Origin of the sequence: Intrasporangium chromatireducens Q5-1 (assembly GCF_000576575.1) — a bacterium.
In the GTDB taxonomy this organism is placed as follows: domain Bacteria; phylum Actinomycetota; class Actinomycetes; order Actinomycetales; family Dermatophilaceae; genus Intrasporangium_A; species Intrasporangium_A chromatireducens.
In genome coordinates this window covers 1-17,240 of sequence record NZ_AWQS01000076.1, presented here as the reverse complement: position 1 = coordinate 17,240, position 17,240 = coordinate 1, and the positions used below count along the sequence as shown (strand labels likewise).

The following is a 17,240-nucleotide window of genomic DNA, read 5'->3' as shown; positions in this document are numbered from 1 at the left end:
CTTCCTGGGAAGCGCGCCCAGCGGCATACTCATCGGTCCGCCCGAAGAACCGGTCAGAGGTTCTTCTGGATCTCGGCCCACTGGCGCTCGACGTCCTCGAGGCCGCCGCACATGAAGAACGCCTGCTCACCGACGTGGTCGTACTCGCCGTCGGCAATCTTGGTGAACGCCTCGACCGTCTCGGACAGCGGGACCGTGGAGCCCTCGATGCCGGTGAACTGCTTGGCGACGTAGGTGTTCTGCGACAGGAACCGCTGGATCCGGCGAGCCCGGTTGACGAGGATCTTGTCCTCCTCGGAGAGCTCGTCGATGCCGAGGATCGCGATGATGTCCTGCAGCTCCTTGTTGCGCTGCAGGATCGACTTGATCCGGACGGCGGTGTTGTAGTGGTCCTGCGAGATGTACCGGGGGTCGAGGATCCGGCTCGTCGAGGAGAGCGGGTCGACGGCCGGGTAGATACCCATCGACGCGATGTCGCGCGAGAGCTCGGTCGTCGCGTCGAGGTGCGCGAACGTCGTGGCCGGAGCCGGGTCGGTGTAGTCGTCGGCGGGCACGTAGATCGCCTGCATCGAGGTGATCGAGTGACCGCGCGTCGAGGTGATCCGCTCCTGCAGGACGCCCATCTCGTCGGCGAGGTTCGGCTGGTAGCCGACCGCACTCGGCATGCGGCCGAGCAGCGTGGAGACCTCCGAGCCGGCCTGGGTGAACCGGAAGATGTTGTCGATGAACAGGAGCACGTCCTGCTTCTGGACGTCGCGGAAGTACTCCGCCATCGTCAGGGCCGACAGGGCGACGCGCAGGCGGGTGCCCGGCGGCTCGTCCATCTGGCCGAAGACGAGTGCGGTCTGTCCGAGGACGCCCGCCTCCTCCATCTCCACCATGAGGTCGTTGCCCTCACGGGTGCGCTCGCCGACGCCGGCGAACACCGACACGCCACCGTGGTCGCGCGCGACTCGGGCGATCATCTCCTGGATGAGGACCGTCTTGCCGACGCCCGCACCACCGAACAGGCCGATCTTGCCACCCTGGACATACGGGGTGAGCAGGTCGATGACCTTGATGCCCGTCTCGAACATCTGGGTCTTCGACTCGAGCTGGTCGAACTGCGGGGCCCGGCGGTGGATCCCCCAGCGCTCGGTGACCTCGAGCGTCTCGCCCGGCTCGAGGTTGAGGCAGTCACCCGTGGCGTTGAAGACGTGGCCGAGGGTGATGTCTCCGACGGGCACCGTGATGGGCCCACCGGTGTCCTGCACCGCGGCACCGCGCACGAGGCCGTCGGTGGGCTGGAGCGAGATGGCTCGCACCATGTTGTCCCCGACGTACTGGGCCACCTCGAGGTTGAGGTTGCGCGTCTCGCCCTGGAGGGTCACCTCGGTCTTGAGGAGGTTGTACATGTCCGGCATCGCGTCGCTCGGGAACTCGACGTCGACAACCGGGCCGATGATCCGGGAGATGCGCCCGGAGGCACCCTGGGCCGGGGCGCCAGCGGTGTTCTCACTGACAGTTGCAGTCATGGCTGATGCTTCCTAACCTTCGTGGGCTTACTTCTGTGCGTCGGCGAGGGCGTTCGCACCGCCCACGATTTCGCTGATCTCTTGCGTGATGCCGGCCTGGCGTGCCTGGTTGGCGAGGCGCTCGTAGTTCTTGATGAGCTCCCCGGCGTTGTCGGTGGCGGACTTCATCGCGCGCTGCCGCGCGGCGAGCTCGGACGCCGCCGAGCTGAGCAGGCAGGTGAAGACCCGGTTGCGGACGTACTTCGGCAGGAGCGCGTCGAGCACCTCGTTCGCGTTCGGCTCGAAGTCGTACTCGGGGAGCAGCTCGCCCTCCTCGTACTGCCGGACCGAGAGGTCGACGCCGTCCTCACCGGCGTCGCCGGCCTCGACGACCTCGAGGGGCAGCAGGCGCAGCACGTGCGGCTCCTGGGTGACCATCGAGCGGAAGCGGGTGTAGACGATGTGCACCTCGTCGATGCCGCCCTGGTCCGTCTCCTTGAGGAAGTCGGCGGTGATCCGGTCCGCGATCTCGCGGGCGTTCTCGAACTGCGGCGCGTCGGTGAAGCCGCTCCACTCGGCGGTGAACTCACGGCGCCGGAAGTTGTAGTACGTCACCGCCTTGCGTCCGACGAGGTAGGGCAGGACCTCCTTGCCCTCTCCGCGCAGCTTCTCGATGAGCTCGTTGCTCTCCTTGATCGCGGAGACGGAGTAGGCACCGGCGAGGCCCCGGTCGGCGGTGATGATGACGACGCCCGCGCGGGTCGCCGTCTCCTTCGCGCTCGTGAGCGGGTGGTCCTCGTTGGCGTTCGTCGCCACGGCCGACACGGCGCGGGTCAGCGCACTCGTGTAGGGCATCGCCTCGACGGCACGCTGACGGGCCTTGACGACGCGGGCGGCCGCGATCAGCTCCATCGCGTTGGTGATCTTCCGGATGGACTGGACGGACTTGATGCGCTGGCGGTAGATCCGCATCTGCGCTCCCATGTGCTCCGCCTCTCTTGGTCTCTAAGTTGGTCGTCTAGGTCGTGGTGGGTTCGTCAGCCGCTCGCGCTGGCGTCCGCTGCTGTCGATCGGGTATGTCGCTCACCCCGCTCCCAGCCCACCGCTCACCGAGCGGCGGGCTGGGAGGGGCAGCGTCGCACCGTCAGCGCTTCTGCTTGACGATCTTCGCCTGGGTGATCTGGTCATCCTCGAGCTCGTCGTACTCCTCGGTGCCCGCAGCCACCGAGTCCTTGCCGGAGCCCTTGAAGGTGAACTTCAGGTCCTCGGTGACCTTCTCGAGCGCAGCCTCGGTGTCGTCGTCGAGCTTCTGCGTCTCACGGATCGTCTGGAGGATCTTGCCCTCGCGCCGCAGCTGCTCGAGCAGCTCCTGCTCGAACGACCGGACGTCCTCGACGGCGATGTCGTCGAGCCGACCGGTCGTGCCGGCCCAGATGGAGACGACCTGCTCCTCGACCGGGTACGGGCTGCTCTGCGGCTGCTTGAGCAGCTCGACGAGCCGGGCACCACGGGCCAGCTGGGCACGCGAGGCCGGGTCGAGGTCGGAGGCGAACATCGCGAACGCCTCCATCGCGCGGAACTGCGCCAGGTCGAGCTTGAGGCGACCGGCGACCGACTTCATCGCCTTGATCTGGGCAGCGCCACCGACTCGGGACACCGACACACCCACGTCGATCGCGGGACGGACGTTGGCGTTGAACAGGTCGGCCTGCAGGTAGATCTGGCCGTCGGTGATCGAGATGACGTTGGTCGGGATGTACGCCGAGACGTCACCGGCCTTCGTCTCGATGATCGGCAGGCCCGTCATGGAGCCGGCGCCGAGGTCGTCGGACAGCTTCGCGCAGCGCTCGAGCAGCCGGCTGTGCAGGTAGAAGACGTCGCCCGGGTATGCCTCGCGGCCCGGCGGACGGCGCAGCAGCAGCGACACGGCGCGGTAGGCCTCGGCCTGCTTGGACAGGTCGTCGAAGACGATGAGGACGTGCTTGCCCTGGTACATCCAGTGCTGGCCGATGGCCGAACCGGTGTAGGGGGCGAGGTACTTGAAGCCCGCGGACTCGGACGCCGGAGCGGCGACGATCGTCGTGTACTCGAGGGCGCCGGCCTCTTCGAGGGTGCCGCGGACCGACGCGATGGTCGAGCCCTTCTGGCCGATCGCGACGTAGATGCACCGGACCTGGGCGTTCGGGTCGCCGGACTCCCAGTTGCGCTTCTGGTTGATGATCGTGTCGATCGCGACCGTCGTCTTGCCGGTCTGGCGGTCGCCGATGATGAGCTGACGCTGGCCACGGCCGATCGGCGTCATGGAGTCGACGGCCTTGATGCCCGTCTGCAGCGGCTCGTGCACCGACTTGCGCTGGACGACCGTCGGCGCCTGCAGCTCGAGCGCGCGGCGCTCGGTCGTCGTGATCTCACCGAGACCGTCGATCGGGTTGCCGAGCGGGTCGACGACGCGACCGAGGAAGTTGTCCCCGACCGGGACCGAGAGGACCTCGCCGGTGCGCTTGACCGACTGGCCCTCCTCGATGCCGTTGAAGTCACCGAGCACGACGACGCCGATCTCGTGGACGTCGAGGTTGAGCGCCAGGCCGAGGGTGCCGTCCTCGAACTGCAGCAGCTCGTTGGTCATGGCCGAGGGCAGACCCTCGACGTGAGCGATACCGTCACCGGCGTCGGTGACGCGGCCGACCTCTTCGCGGGAGGCCGCGCCGGGCTCGTACGACTGGACGAACGAGTCCAGTGCTTCCCGGATCTCCTCCGGACGGATCGATAGCTCCGTCATCTGATGATCTTCTCCTCGTTTCGGCCACGTCTGGCGGGCCGCTGGTTTCTTATTGCTGCTGTCTCGTGGAGCCGAGCTTGTTGGTGCTTGAGCCGAACCGGTGCTCCGGGCCTCGCTCGTTCCTCGCTCGTGTCCTCACACCTTGGCTCAAGCACCCATGGCGCGGCGGGCGCCCTCGAGCTTGCGCAGGACCGTGCCATCGATGAGCTCGTCACCGATCTCGACCTTGATGCCGCCCATGACCCGTGGGTCGACGACGGTGTTGACGTGGATCTTCCCACCGTAGATTCCGGCCAGGCCGGCGGCGAGACGGTCCCGCTCGGCGTCGGTCAGCGGCACCGCGGACGTCACCGTCGCGGTCTGCTGGTCGCGCCGCTTGGCAGCGAGGTCGAGGTAGGTCTGCACGGTTCGGTCGAACCGGCGGCCTCGCGGGTGGGCGACCGCCTGGCGGGCGAGCGTCAGCGTCTCGTCGGCGACCTTGCCGCCGAGGAGCTCGTTGACGAGCGAGACCCGCGAGTCGACCGGGGCGGACGGGTTGCTGATCGCGGCGTGCAGACCGCTGTCGGCGGCCACGATCCGCTCGAAGCGGAACAGCTCGTCCTCGACCCGGTCGGCGCGGTCGGCTGCCTCCGCGGCCGCGATGACCGCTTCGACGGCGAGGCCCTCGATCGTGTCCGTGAGGTCACGGTCGGAGGACCACCGCTCACCGCTCGCGACGACCAGCACCTGCACGGCCGCGTCGCTCACCTTGCCGGCAAAGAGCCGCTGGACGAGGCCCTGCTTCTCGGCGGCCTCCCGTGAGCTGTCGGCGAGAGCGCGACGCAGCGTCGAGCTGGAGTCGAGGGTGTCCACGACGGCGAACAGCTCGTCGCCGAGGCGCGCCGGCTCGGCGCCGCCCACGAGGGTCTCGCGGAAGGCGTCACGGGTGGAGACCGCAGCAGCGCGGGAGGAGCCCTGCATCAGGAGTCCTCACCCTCGACGGCGCCGACCTTCTCCCGGACGACGTCGCCCGACTCGAGCTCCGCGAGGAAGCGGTCGACGATGCCGCGCTGACGGGTCTCGTCGTGGAGCGACTCACCGACGATGCGGCTGGCGAGGTCGGTGGAGATCCGCCCGACGTCGTTGCGCAGCGAGACGAGGGCCTGCTGGCGCTCGGCCTCGATCTGCTTGTGCGCGGTGTCGGTGATCCGAGTCGCCTCGCTGGCCGCCTGCTGCTTCATCTCGGCGATGATCTGCGCGCCCTGGGCCTTGGCGTCCTCGCGGATGCGGGAGGCCTCGGCGCGAGCCTCGGTCAGCTGCGCCTGGTACTCCTGCAGCGCCGCCTGGGCCTGGGCCTGGGCTTCCTCGGCCTTGTTGATGCCACCCTCGATGGCAGCAGCACGCTCGGCGTAGATCTCCTCCAGCCGCGGCATGATCTTCTGCTTCACCACCCAGTAGATGACCGCGAAGGTGACGAGGCCAAAGATGAGCTCGAGCGGGTGCGGGATGATCGGGGGCAGGCTGCCCCAACCGGATCCGTCCCCAGCGGCGGGGAATGTCAATGCGTGCATGCGCATCTCCTCAACATTTCACAGGTGGCCGAGTGGCCGGCCGGATGCACTCAGGACTTGAAGACGAAGGCGAGCGCGATACCGAAGATGGCGAGCGCCTCGGCGATGGCCATACCGAGGAAGGCGATCGGCTGCAGCATGCCGCGGGCCTCGGGCTGCCGAGCCACGCCGTTGATGTAGGCCGCGAAGATCAGGCCGACACCGATACCGGGGCCGATGGCGGACAGGCCGTAACCGAGGATGGCGATGTTGCCGGTCATGTTGATTCCATTTCCTTTGTGTCGGTCCCGCTGGCCTTTACCAGCGGAGCGGGTCGAACAGCTAGCTACTTCAGGGTGGTGCGGGTCGGGTCGCCCGGCGCTCGCCCTCAGTGCTCGTCGGCGACGGCACCGCCGATGTAGAGGGCCGCGAGCAGGGTGAAGACGTAGGCCTGCAGGACCTCGACCAGCAGCTCGAAGAGGGTCATGACGAAGGTCATGATCCAGGTCACGCCACCGAAGATCGGCAGGATGCCGCCGGAGTTGAGCATGTACCAGCCACCGGTGATGAACAGGATCATCATGATGTGGCCGGCGAACATGTTGCCGAAGAGTCGCAGGGCGAGCGTCACCGGACGGGTGAACATGTCGGTGATCAGCTCGAGGAAGAAGATCGCCGGGACCATGGCCTTGGGCAGACCGGCCGGCACGAGGGACTTCCAGTAGCCGACGAAGCCGTGCTTCTTGATGCCGACCCAGTGGTAGACGACGAAGACGACGAGGGTCAGCGCGATCGGGAAGCCGATGCGTCCCATCGTCGGGTTCTGGAACGGCGGCACCACGCCGAAGAGGTTGTTGACGAGGATGAAGACGAACAGCGAGAAGAGCAGCGGGACGAACTTGAGGAACTCCTTGCTGCCGATGAGGTCCTTGGCGATGCCGTTGCGCACGAAGCCGTACACCGCCTCGGTGCCCATCTGCCCCATGCTGGGGACGAGCGCCTTCTTCTTCGTCGTCGCGTGCAGCCACCACCAGATGAGACCGACCGACACGAGGGCGAGCAGGGAGGCGCGCGTGAACGCCCACGCGCCGTCGCCGATGAGCGGGATCCAGAAGTCCGCGGTGCCGGGAGGCTCGTATTGCGTCGGCAGGACGGCGGCCTCGATGCTCACAGGTATCTCCTTCGGCTGCGCGGGGCAGGACTGGTGGTGGGGGGTGCGGGGCGGCTCTCGGCGCTCCCAGCAACTGTCAATTCCGGTGTGCTACGTCGGGCCCACCACGACAGGCTCAGTGGGTACCGTACCGGAACCAGATGTAGTAGATCGACAGGGCCATCCCCCCGACGATGCCCACACCGACGATCCACGACGTGCCCAGCCAGTGGTCGAGAAGGGCACCGATCCCCCCGTAGATGAGCGGCCCGGTGATCAGGTAGGCGATGGCCCGCCAGGCCGAGTCCTGCTCTCGGACGTTGAAGGCGCGCAGCCGCTCCTTGGCGGCCTCGGCATCCTCGTCGTCGTGCTCCGGCGAGGGGCGTTCTGGCTCGGACGGGCTCATGCCGGCCTCCGATCTCACGGTTCATCTGTCGGCCCCTGCCTGCGGTCCGGCTCGAGCGAAGCCTCGCCCTCCGGGTCGTAGACGAAGACGCGCAGGTGCTTGTAGGCGCGCATCTCGAAGAACAGCCAGACGATGGCGCACACGGTGATGCTGACGCCGACGGCGTAGCCGGACACCCACGTCGCGTCACGCAGCAGGAACATCACGATGCCGAGGACGACGACCTTCAACGTGTAGGTGATCATCACGACGATCATCGTGGTGCTCGGCGCGAGGTCCGCCGTGCGCTTCATGACGAACAGCGTCAGCCCGAAGAAGACGATGACGAGGGCGGCGCCGAAGCCCGCGGACCAGGCCGCGAGCGGGCTGAAGAAGAAGCCGACCGCAACGCAGATGACGGCGGCGACGAGGGTCGGCAGGACGCACCCGCGCAGAAGCTGCGCGAACGCATCGGACTGCGATGCGTTGCGGCCGGATGTGGCGCTCAAGGAGGACCTGCCTAGTGCGTCGGCTGCGACGAAGTCGTTGTCGAATTTGTTGCTGATCAAGGGGTTTCGCACCCTCGGACGGTGGCTCTCAGACTTTCCCAAGGTGCTTGTGAATGCTATCACAAGCCCTTCGCCGGGCTCCACTTGGGCAGCCAGAGAGTGAGCACGACGCCGACGATGGCGGCGCCGATGACGACGAGCACGGGAGTCCACCCGTCCCAGATGACGAGGGAGACCGAGCCGAGCGCGACGATCGCGGCCCACATGTAGAGGATGAGGACCGCGCGCCGGTGTCCATGACCGATGCGGAGCATCCGGTGGTGCAGGTGCATGGCATCCGGCTGCCAGGGCCGCTGCCCGGCCCGGGTGCGGCGCACGACGGCGAGCACCATGTCGAGCAGGGGCAGCAGCAGCACGGCGAGGGGCACGAGGACGGGCAGGAAGGCGGCGGTGACCTGGTTCGCCGACACGTCACCCGGGTCCACGTTGCCGGTGAGGGTGATCGTCGCCGCCGACAGGAGCAGGCCGAGCGTGAGCGCCCCGGAGTCGCCCATGAAGAGCCGGGCGGGATGGAAGTTGTGCGGCAGGAAGCCGGCGCAGCAGCCGACGAGCGCGGCGGAGACGAAGGTCGCCGTGGAGAAGACGTTGGCCGGCTCGAACGAGCGCGACACGATGTAGGAGTACATGAAGAAGGCGAGGGCCGCGATGCCGACCACGCCGGCCGCGAGCCCGTCGAGCCCGTCGATGAAGTTGACCGCGTTCGTCGAGACGATCACGACGAGGACGGTGACGGCGACGAGGACCGGTGTCGGCAGGATCGTCACGCCGAAGACCGGCAGCGAGAGCAGCTGCACGCCGGCGTAGGCCATCAGGCCGGCAGCGAGGATCTGTCCGGCCAGCTTGGTGAGCCAGTCGAGCTCGCGGATGTCGTCGAAGGCACCGAGCAGGCAGACGATCCCGCCCGCGGCGACGATGCCGAGGATCTGACGGTCCGAGAAGAGCGTCCCCAGGTAGGGCAGTGACCGCGCCACGAGCGCCGCCGAGACGAAGCCGAGGTAGATGCCCACTCCCCCGAGCCGCGGGATGGGCGTCTTGTGGACGTCCCGCTCCCGGACCGGGGTGAACGCGCCCGTGGCGACCGCGAGGCTGCGCACGAACGGGGTGACGATGTAGGTCACCCCGGCGGCGACGATGAGGATCAGGACGTACTCGTGCACCTAGACGCTCGCGTTCCCCGCCGCGTCCTCCGGCTGGGGCACGGACTCGCCGTCCTCGACGGCGAGCGCCGCGTCGATCTCCGCCTGGCTGAGCGCGCCGAGACGGAGGGTCACCGGCTCGGGTCCGGTGCAGTCGATGATGGTGGACGGCTCGCCCGCCTCGACGGGTCCGGCGTCGAGATAGACGGCGACGTCCTCGCCCAGCATGGTTCGCGCCTCGTGCGCGGTGCGCGCCGCGGGGTCGCCCGTCGTGTTCGCGCTGGTGACCGCCATCGGGCCGACGTCGCCGAGCAGCTCGAGCGCGACCGGGTGGTCGGGCACTCGGAGGGCGACGGTCCCGTTGGTGTCGCCGAGGTCCCAGTGCAGCGAGGTGTGCGCCTGCAGCACCACCGTGAGCGGGCCCGGCCAGAACCGCTCCATGAGGACGGTCGCGTAGTGCGGGACGGCGGTGGCGAGCCCGAGCGCCGTCCGTCCGGTCGGGATGAGCACGGGCGGCGGCTTGTCACGGCCCCGGCCCTTGGCGGCGAGCACCGAGGCGACGGCTCCGGCATCGAAGGCGTCGCACCCGATCCCGTAGACGGTGTCGGTCGGCAGGACGACGACCTCCCCCCGCCTGACCGCCGCGGCGGCGGCCGCGATCCCGTCCGCGCGGCCGGCCTCGTCCGCGCAGTCGAAGACTTCACTCATGGGAGGGCAGCCTAGTCCGCGTCGTTGGGACCGGCGTCACGCCGCCGGCGGGCGGAGGTGACGCGGGGTCGGCCGGACAGGTCAGGGGTGTCGGTGACGTCGGCCCACGGCCCGGCCGCGCCCAGGGCTGCGGGGAGCGAGTCCCCTTGGGAGTCGGCGTGTTCCATGAGCAGCAAGCCGCCGGGACGCAGGAGCGACGCGGCCACCGAGGCGACTCGCAGTGGGATGGCGAGCCCGTCGGCGCTCCCGCCGTAGAGCGCGACGTCAGGGTCGTGGTCGCGCACCTCGGGGTCGACCGGCACGGCGCCGACCGGGATGTAGGGCGGGTTGACGGTGACGACGTCGACGGCTCCACGCCAGCCCGGGAAGCACGGCGCGGTCGCGTCACCCTGCGAGATCTCGACGTCGAGGCCGAGGTTCGTCCGGTTGTGCTCCGCCCAGGCGAACGCCTCCTCGGACAGCTCGAGCGCCCGGACCGTGACGTCCGGCCGCTCGTCCTTGATCGCCAGCGCGATCGCACCCGACCCGGTGCACAGGTCGACCACCCGTAGTCCCCTCCCCTGCCCGGCGTGCCGGCGGTCGATCTCGGCGAGCGCGAGGTCGACGAGGACCTCGGTCTCGGGCCGGGGCACGAAGACCCCCGGCCCCACGGCGAGGGCGATGCGGCGGAAGTGGGCGCGTCCGGTCAGGTGCTGCAGCGGCACCCGGCGGGCGCGCTCGGCGAGCTCAGCGGCATACGCGTCCTCGAAGCCGGCTGGGAGGTCACCGCCGAGCACCATCCGGCGGCGCGCCTCGGCGACGTCCACGCCCAAAACGTGCGCGGCGAGCACGAGGGCGTCGACCTCCGGGGAGGCGATCCCGACGGCGGCGAGGGTGCTCGCCCCGGCCCGGACGAGGCCGCGCAGGTCCGTCACGACTCGGCCAGCGCGGCGAGACGGGCCGCCTCGTCGGCGTCCATGGCGGACTGCACCACGGGGTCGAGGTCACCGTCGAGGACGTGGTCGAGGTTGTACGCCTTGTAGCCGGTGCGGTGGTCGGAGATGCGGTTCTCCGGGAAGTTGTAGGTGCGGATCCGCTCCGACCGGTCGACGGTGCGGACCTGGGACCGACGGGCCGCGGACGCCTCGGCATCGGCGGCGTCCTGGGCCATCTGCCGGAGGCGGGCCCGCAGGACGCGCAGGGCAGCCTCCTTGTTCTGCAGCTGGGACTTCTCGTTCTGGCACGAGACGACGACCCCGGTGGGCAGGTGCGTGATCCGCACGGCGGAGTCGGTCGTGTTGACGCTCTGGCCGCCCGGTCCGGATGAGCGGTAGACGTCGACGCGCAGGTCGTTCGGGTCGAGCTCGACCTCGCCCTGGTCCTCGACCTCCGGCATGACGAGCACGCCGGCGGCGGAGGTGTGGATCCGGCCCTGGGACTCCGTCACCGGGACCCGCTGCACGCGATGGACGCCACCCTCGTACTTGAGCCGCGCCCACGGGCCCTCACCCGGCCCGGGATGTCCCTTCGCCGAGACGGAGACCCGCACGTCCTTGTAGCCGCCGAGGTCCGACTCGGTCGCGTCCTCGACCTGGGTGCGCCAGCCGCGCTGCTCGGCGTAGCGCAGGTACATCCGGAGCAGGTCGCCGGCGAACAGGGCCGACTCCTCCCCGCCCTCGCCGGCCTTGACCTCGAGGATGACGTTCCGGTCGTCGTCGGGGTCGCGGGGGACGAGCATCCGGCGCAGGTGCTCCTCGGCCTGCTCGAGGGCCTCCTCGAGGGCCGGGACCTCGTCGGCGAAGGACGCGTCCTCCTCGGCGAGCTCACGGGCCGCGGCGAGGTCCTCCCGCGCGGTGGTCCACGCCCGGGCCGCCGCCACCACGGGGCCGAGGTGGGCGTAGCGCTTGTTGAGCGTCCGCACGAGGTCCTGGTCCGAGTGGACGGCGGGGTCGCCGAGCCGCGCCTCGAGCGTGGCGTACTCGTCGAGGATCGACTGCACTGTGTCGAGCACGATGGCTCCTCATGCTGCTGGCTCATGGGCCGCCCAGGGCGGAACCGGCGGGACGGTCGGGGAACGGGACGGGAGAAAGCGAACGCCGGCCCCCGACGACCATGGTCGTGGGAGCCGGCGAACGGGGGACCTACTTGGCGGCCTTCTTGCCGTAGCGCGCCTGGAACCGGGCGACACGGCCACCGGTGTCGAGAATCTTCTGCTTGCCGGTGTAGAACGGGTGGCACTGGGAGCAGACGTCGGCGTTGATCTTGCCGCTCGTCGCCGTGCTGCGGGTGGTGAACGTGTTGCCACAGGTGCAGGTCACCTGGGTCTCCACGTAGTCAGGGTGAAGGTCCTTCTTCAACGGTGTCTCCTTGAGGTCATGGCCGGGTCGGCTGCGGATGGCAATGTGCCGTGAACCGGTCCAAAGGAAGAGTGTGCCATGTCGGCGCACACCATCCCAACACGAGACTGCCCACCGGCATTCCCGCTAGGCGGCGGGCAGGGTCACGATCATCGTCGTCCCCTCACCCTCGGTCGACTCGACGTCGAGGCGGCCGCCGTGGCCCTCGACGATGGTGCGGACGATGGCCAGCCCGAGGCCGGTGCCCGGGATGGCCGCCGCCGTGGCGTTGCCGGCCCGGAAGAAGCGCTCCGCCAGACGGGTCAGGTCCGCCTCAGGGATGCCGATGCCGGTGTCGGCGATCCTGATGCGGACGGTCCCGTCCGCCCGTGCGGCGTCGATGGTAACCGTGCCCCCGGCCGGGGTGAACTTCACGGCGTTGGAGCCGAGGTTGATCAGGGCCCGCTCGATCTGGGACCGGTCGGCCCGCACGGTGAGGCCGTCGGGGACGGGCGGCGCGACGAGGCTCACCTGCGTGCCCGCTGCCGCTGGCTCCATCGTCTCGAGCACGCACCGGACGAGGTCGGCCACCGGCACGTCGTCGAGGGCGGTCTCCAGACCGGTGCTCTCGATCTTGTTCAGGACGAGCAGGTCCTCGATGAGGCCGCGCAGCCGAGACGCGTTGCGCCGCACGACGGCGAGTGCCTGGACCTGCCCCGTGTTGAGCTCTCCGAAGTCGCCGTCCTCGAGCAGCTCGAGGTAGCCGCTGATCGACGTCAGCGGTGTGCGCAGCTCGTGGCTGATGGTGGCCATGAAGTCGGTCTTCTGGTGGTCGAGCTCCATCAGGCGCTCCACCTGCTCCTCCCGCATCTCGGCGAGTCGGAGCTGGACGATGGCCCGGGCCAGCATGATGGCGCTCTGCTCGGCGGCGTAGACCTCGTTGGGCTGCCACCACCTGGGCTGGTCGACGCTCAGGACGGCGAGCACGTCCAGGCCCTGGTCACCTGAGCCGACCGGGACGAGCACGAGCGATCGGGCGCCGGTGGCGCGGTGGAAGGCCAGGACTCGCGGGTCGCTGGCCCACTCGGGGTCGAAGACGTCGGGCAGGACCACCGCCCCACCACCGAGCTCGCGCAGCTCCGCCTCCACACCCGCGACCTGCCGCGCGACCGACGCCGGCAGCGGCGGCAGACCGGGCAGGGCGTCGGCGTGCCACTGGCTCCGCTCACGCACGCCGAGGCCCTCGTCGAGCGTGTAGAGCATGACCCGGTCGGCGCCCAGACCCGCGCCGAGGTCGCGACAGACACCGTCGAGGGCCGCGGGCACGTCGTTGGCCTGGCGCACGCCGCGCGAGACCTCGAGGACGAGCTGACGGGTGCGCAGCTCGTCGCCCTGCTGGGCTACGAACCTGGCGTTCTCCCGGGTCAGCGTGTTGAAGTCGCGCGCCAGCGTGCGCACCTCGTCCGCCCCGTGGTGCGTGTCGGCGAAGGCGGACGGGTCGCCCTCGACCCGGCTGCGCACGACCTCGCTCAGCCGTTCGAGGGGTCGCACGATGGAACGCCGCATCCGGTATGCGACGAGGAGCAGACCGCCGATCGAGACGACCGCGACGCCGAAGACGACGAACGCGAGCGTCGTCAGGGCTGTCCGGGACTTCGCACGGGCCACGTTGCGATCGGACCGCAGGCGGTCGCCGAGGGAGCCGTTCGAGGCGGCGTAGTCCCGCCACGCCACCTCGGCCTGCTCCCGCAATCGGGAAGGTCCGCCCGGGCCGGCGCGCGCGGAGCGCTCCGCCGCGACGAACCACGCCCCGATCGTCTGCCGCTGCCGCTGGGTCAGCTCCGTGTAGGCGGATCGGTGGGGCGAGGGCAGCTCCTCGCGTGCCGTCGCGGCGTCCAGCGCCTCGAGCTCGGCCTCGGCGCTCGACCGGTGCGCCTCGAGGGCCGCCAGGGTGGCCGGGAGACCGGCACCCCACTGGCTGTCCAGCCAGGTGCCGCGCGCCCGCGTCATCTCCAGCAGCACGGTGGTGTTGGCCTCGACGGCCGGACCGAGCGAGAGGGTCAGGGTGCGAACCGTCCGGCCCTGTTGGCTGATCATGAGCAAGGAGGCCAGGGTGCCCAGTGGGATGAGGACGACGAGCACGATGACGAGGGTGCGCACGTGGGCGCTGGCCGAGCCACCGGGGCGCCTGCGGCGGCCGAGGATCACGAGAGTCCCTCGTCGAAGCCTATCCGGGTCATCACGCCCCAGACGTGGCGCCGCCCGCGGAGGCTGGCCCACCAGCCCTCGAGCCGCCACCACACCGTCAGCTGGCGGTAGCCGAAGTTCTCCAGCGTGGCCGCGGCGAGCGCGATCCAGATGGCCCGCCAGCGGCCGTGCCGGTGGAAGGCCCATTCGTCCGCGAGCAGGGCGGCCAAGGTCACCAGCAGCGCGTAGCCGTAGGCGAGCAGGAGGAAGAGGGCGGCATACGGCAGGCTGACGACACCGAGCAGGAGCCCGACGGGCACGATGACGAGACCGAACAGCTCGAGCAACGGAGCGAAGAGCTCGAAGAGCCAGTAGTAGGGCAGCGCCAGAGCGCCGATACGCCCATAGCGGGGCCGGAACAGCATGCTCCGATAGGCCCAGAGCGTCTCCCACAGCCCGCGGTGCCAGCGCCGCCGCTGGCTGCGGAGCACGCCCGCGGTCGACGGCACCTCGGTCCACGAGACCGGCTCAGGCACGAACTCGACACGGTAGTCACGGCCCTCGTCGCGGAGGTGCCGGTGGATGCGCATGACGAGCTCGAAGTCCTCACCGATGCTCTTGGCGTCCAGACCGCCGACCTCGACGAGCACGTCACGCCGAAAGAGCCCGAAGGCGCCGCTGATGAGGATGAGGGCCCCCATCCGGGACCAGCCGGTCCGGCCGAGGAGGAACGCCCGCAGGTACTCGAGGACCTGGACGCGAGGCAGCCAGGACTCCGGCATCTCGACGCGGACGACCCGCCCGAACTCGACGCGGCTACCGTTCACCGGTCGGATGGCCCCCCGGTGGCGACGACCCTGGTCGGGTCGTCCACGAACGGCTTGGTCACCCGGAGCAGGCCGTCAGGCTCGAGGACGGAGTCGCCGTCGACCATGGCGACGAGTGGCTCGCTCGCCGCGTTGATCGCGACGTTGAGGGCCTCGGAGCGGCCGGAGTTCTCCTTGCGCACGACGACGAGCCGAGTGCGGCCGTCGCGGGGCACGTGGACGCTGTGGACCGCGACACCGGTCGGCACGTCCATCGGCAGACGGCGCGGCACTTCGACCAGGTCGAACGCCTCCTCGAGCCGAGCAAAGGTGCGGTCGGTGCTGCCGTCGTCGACGACCACCACCTCGTGCCGGGGGTAGCGCAGGCTGAGGAACGACTTGACCGCCGTGACGATCCCGACCTCCTCGTTGTAGGCCGGGACGAGGAGCGACACCCCGGGCGCCAGGCCACCGCCCTGCCAGTCGAGGGTGGTCAGCCGCCTGCGCTGCTGCGCCCGGAACTCCGCCCAGGCAAGCAGGATGAGCACGAGCAGCGAGGTGTTGATCAGCACGAAGTAGACGAGGATCGGCAGGGCGGTCAGGTGGACGACGGCGGAGACGCCCTCGCGCAGCGCCTCCACGACCGCGCTCCAGCTCATGAGCGGCTCCCCCGCAACGTGGCGAGCAGGGTCGCGCTGCGAGCAGCCGGCGTGCCCCGGAACGGCTCGAGCGCCGCAACGCCGACGGCACCGAGCCCGAGGAGCGCGCTGGCCGCCTGCTCGCCGACGCGGGGATCGGCATCGCTGACGAGGCCGGAGAGCACCGGCACAGCGGCCGGCTCGCCGAGCTCGCCCAGGGCTGCCACGCAGGCCCGGCGCAGGGCGGTCGGCTGCGTCGGCACCGTGTGCGCGGTCAGCGCCGGCACGTCCTCGGGGCGGCCCAGCCGACCGATGGCCGAGGCGCAGACGGACCGCACGATGGCGTCCGGGTCCCGCTCGATGAGCTGGCGGAGACGTGGGAGGCCACTGACGAAGCTGCCCTCACCGATGATGAAGGCGGCGACCGTGCGCGTGCGCGGGTGGGGGTCGTCGAGGGCGGCCGACAGTTGTCGGGAGATGGCGATGCCCATCCCCTGCAAGGCGTCGACCGCCGCACCGGCTGGAAGGCCGAGGGGCGCGCCACGCCGGTCGGTCGCCCCACCGACGGCTGCGAGGATCGGTCCGGCCGACCGTGGGTCGCCGATCAGCCCGAGGGCGAAGGCCGCGCTCCCCCGGACCTCGATGAACCGGTCCTGAAGGGCGGTCTCGAGTGGCTCCCGGGCGTCGTCACAGCCGGTCAGGCCGAGGACCTGCGCGGCTCGGGCCCGGCGTATCGGGGACCGGTGCGTCAGTTCTCGGTGCGCCCGGTGCACCGCGCCGTGCGCGCGCAGGACCTCCACGAGCTGTTCCGCGGGCGCCCCGCGGACCTTCGTCAACAGGGTGATGATGCGTCGGTCGAGCACGCGGGCCGCCGAGCCGCTCGTGCTCGCGAGCTCCCGCACGGCGAGGCCCTCCTCGTCGTCACCGGCGGCGACCCGGATCAGCGCACCCCGCAACGGCTCCAGAAGGCGCTCCTCACGGCGGCCCCCCAGGATCCGGTCGACCCGGACGACGACGACGGCGAGCAGGAGACACGCGCAGGCGCCAAGGACGCCGACCGTGACGGCGAACAGGAGGACGTGCGGGTTCACCGCGCGCGCGCCAGCATGCCGCTGACGCGGTGCAACAGCTCCCGCGGGCTGAAGGGCTTGATGACGTAGTCGTCGGCGCCGACCTCGAAGCCGGTGTCGACGTCGGAGTCGCGCGACTTGGCACTGAGCAGCAGGACCGGCACCGCCGGTGCCTCGCTCTCCCGGATGCGGCGCAACACGTCGATGCCGGACATGCCCGGCATCATGACGTCGAGCACGACCAGCTCCGGTGGCTGCTGCTCGAACGAGACCCAGGCGGAGACGCCGTCGGCGACGGCCTGCACCTCGAACCCAGCCTGGGTCAGCTTGAACTCGACGAGGTCGCGGATGTCCGCGTCGTCATCGGCCACGAGGATCCGCGGTCGAGCGGTAGCCGGGTCATGCATGAGTCCCCCAGAGAGTGTCCGAATCGAGCCGATCGTATTGGACAAATCGGGCATAGGTGAGCACTTCC

Annotated in this window: 19 protein-coding genes; all 19 read right to left on the bottom strand. The window is 70.0% G+C overall.

Features of this window, described 5'->3' with window-relative positions; translation table 11 throughout:
- Positions 1 to 53: 53 nt before the first annotated feature.
- Entirely contained in the window at positions 54 to 1,514 is a 1,461-nt protein-coding gene (gene atpD / locus N864_RS10885) for a F0F1 ATP synthase subunit beta (RefSeq protein WP_034716447.1), read from the bottom strand.
- Positions 1,515 to 1,541: 27 nt separating this feature from the next.
- Complete coding sequence (locus tag N864_RS10880) at positions 1,542 to 2,477, bottom strand: F0F1 ATP synthase subunit gamma (RefSeq protein ID WP_034716444.1); 936 nt, start codon at positions 2,475 to 2,477, stop codon at positions 1,542 to 1,544.
- Positions 2,478 to 2,637: 160 nt separating this feature from the next.
- Positions 2,638 to 4,272, bottom strand: a complete 1,635-nt coding sequence (atpA, locus tag N864_RS10875) for a F0F1 ATP synthase subunit alpha (protein ID WP_034716442.1) — start codon at positions 4,270 to 4,272, stop codon at positions 2,638 to 2,640.
- A gap of 147 nt (positions 4,273 to 4,419) precedes the next feature.
- Complete coding sequence (locus N864_RS10870; protein ID WP_034716440.1) at positions 4,420 to 5,232, bottom strand: F0F1 ATP synthase subunit delta; 813 nt, start codon at positions 5,230 to 5,232, stop codon at positions 4,420 to 4,422.
- Positions 5,232 to 5,822, bottom strand: a complete 591-nt coding sequence (locus N864_RS10865; protein WP_051518452.1) for a F0F1 ATP synthase subunit B — start codon at positions 5,820 to 5,822, stop codon at positions 5,232 to 5,234. The genes N864_RS10870 and N864_RS10865 overlap by 1 nt, the downstream gene beginning before the upstream one ends.
- 50 nt (positions 5,823 to 5,872) lie before the next feature.
- Complete coding sequence (atpE, locus tag N864_RS10860) at positions 5,873 to 6,082, bottom strand: ATP synthase F0 subunit C (protein ID WP_034716437.1); 210 nt, start codon at positions 6,080 to 6,082, stop codon at positions 5,873 to 5,875.
- Between the two features lie 107 nt (positions 6,083 to 6,189).
- Positions 6,190 to 6,972 (bottom strand): F0F1 ATP synthase subunit A, encoded by a 783-nt coding sequence (gene atpB / locus N864_RS10855; protein ID WP_034716435.1) that lies wholly within the window; start codon positions 6,970 to 6,972, stop codon positions 6,190 to 6,192.
- Positions 6,973 to 7,087: 115 nt separating this feature from the next.
- Complete coding sequence (locus tag N864_RS10850) at positions 7,088 to 7,357, bottom strand: AtpZ/AtpI family protein (RefSeq protein ID WP_205620919.1); 270 nt, start codon at positions 7,355 to 7,357, stop codon at positions 7,088 to 7,090.
- Between the two features lie 14 nt (positions 7,358 to 7,371).
- Positions 7,372 to 7,845, bottom strand: a complete 474-nt coding sequence (locus N864_RS10845; protein ID WP_155892901.1) for a Cg1360 family ATP-synthase-associated protein — start codon at positions 7,843 to 7,845, stop codon at positions 7,372 to 7,374.
- A gap of 119 nt (positions 7,846 to 7,964) precedes the next feature.
- Positions 7,965 to 9,062: an MraY family glycosyltransferase gene (locus tag N864_RS10840; protein ID WP_034716431.1), complete on the bottom strand. Its 1,098-nt coding sequence runs from the start codon at positions 9,060 to 9,062 to the stop codon at positions 7,965 to 7,967.
- Positions 9,063 to 9,749 carry an L-threonylcarbamoyladenylate synthase gene (locus N864_RS10835; RefSeq protein WP_034716429.1) on the bottom strand — a complete coding sequence of 229 codons (687 nt, stop codon included), beginning with the start codon at positions 9,747 to 9,749 and terminating at the stop codon, positions 9,063 to 9,065.
- 11 nt (positions 9,750 to 9,760) lie between these two features.
- Complete coding sequence (gene prmC, locus N864_RS10830) at positions 9,761 to 10,663, bottom strand: peptide chain release factor N(5)-glutamine methyltransferase (RefSeq protein WP_034716427.1); 903 nt, start codon at positions 10,661 to 10,663, stop codon at positions 9,761 to 9,763.
- Entirely contained in the window at positions 10,660 to 11,739 is a 1,080-nt protein-coding gene (prfA, locus tag N864_RS10825; RefSeq protein ID WP_034716425.1) for a peptide chain release factor 1, read from the bottom strand. The genes prmC and prfA overlap by 4 nt, the downstream gene beginning before the upstream one ends.
- A gap of 130 nt (positions 11,740 to 11,869) precedes the next feature.
- Positions 11,870 to 12,085 carry a 50S ribosomal protein L31 gene (gene rpmE / locus N864_RS10820; RefSeq protein ID WP_034716423.1) on the bottom strand — a complete coding sequence of 72 codons (216 nt, stop codon included), beginning with the start codon at positions 12,083 to 12,085 and terminating at the stop codon, positions 11,870 to 11,872.
- A gap of 126 nt (positions 12,086 to 12,211) precedes the next feature.
- Positions 12,212 to 14,272 (bottom strand): sensor histidine kinase, encoded by a 2,061-nt coding sequence (locus N864_RS23645; RefSeq protein ID WP_051518451.1) that lies wholly within the window; start codon positions 14,270 to 14,272, stop codon positions 12,212 to 12,214.
- Positions 14,269 to 15,078: a glycosyltransferase family 2 protein gene (locus N864_RS26025; RefSeq protein ID WP_240474290.1), complete on the bottom strand. Its 810-nt coding sequence runs from the start codon at positions 15,076 to 15,078 to the stop codon at positions 14,269 to 14,271. The genes N864_RS23645 and N864_RS26025 overlap by 4 nt, the downstream gene beginning before the upstream one ends.
- Positions 15,075 to 15,716: a glycosyltransferase family 2 protein gene (locus N864_RS26020; protein ID WP_240474289.1), complete on the bottom strand. Its 642-nt coding sequence runs from the start codon at positions 15,714 to 15,716 to the stop codon at positions 15,075 to 15,077. Before N864_RS26020 ends, N864_RS26025 begins: the two co-directional genes overlap by 4 nt.
- Positions 15,713 to 16,786, bottom strand: a complete 1,074-nt coding sequence (locus tag N864_RS10805; protein ID WP_034716421.1) for a HEAT repeat domain-containing protein — start codon at positions 16,784 to 16,786, stop codon at positions 15,713 to 15,715. The genes N864_RS26020 and N864_RS10805 overlap by 4 nt, the downstream gene beginning before the upstream one ends.
- On the bottom strand, positions 16,783 to 17,172 hold the full coding sequence (locus tag N864_RS10800) for a response regulator transcription factor (RefSeq protein WP_034716419.1): 390 nt from the start codon (positions 17,170 to 17,172) through the stop codon (positions 16,783 to 16,785). Before N864_RS10800 ends, N864_RS10805 begins: the two co-directional genes overlap by 4 nt.
- Positions 17,173 to 17,240: the final 68 nt, after the last annotated feature.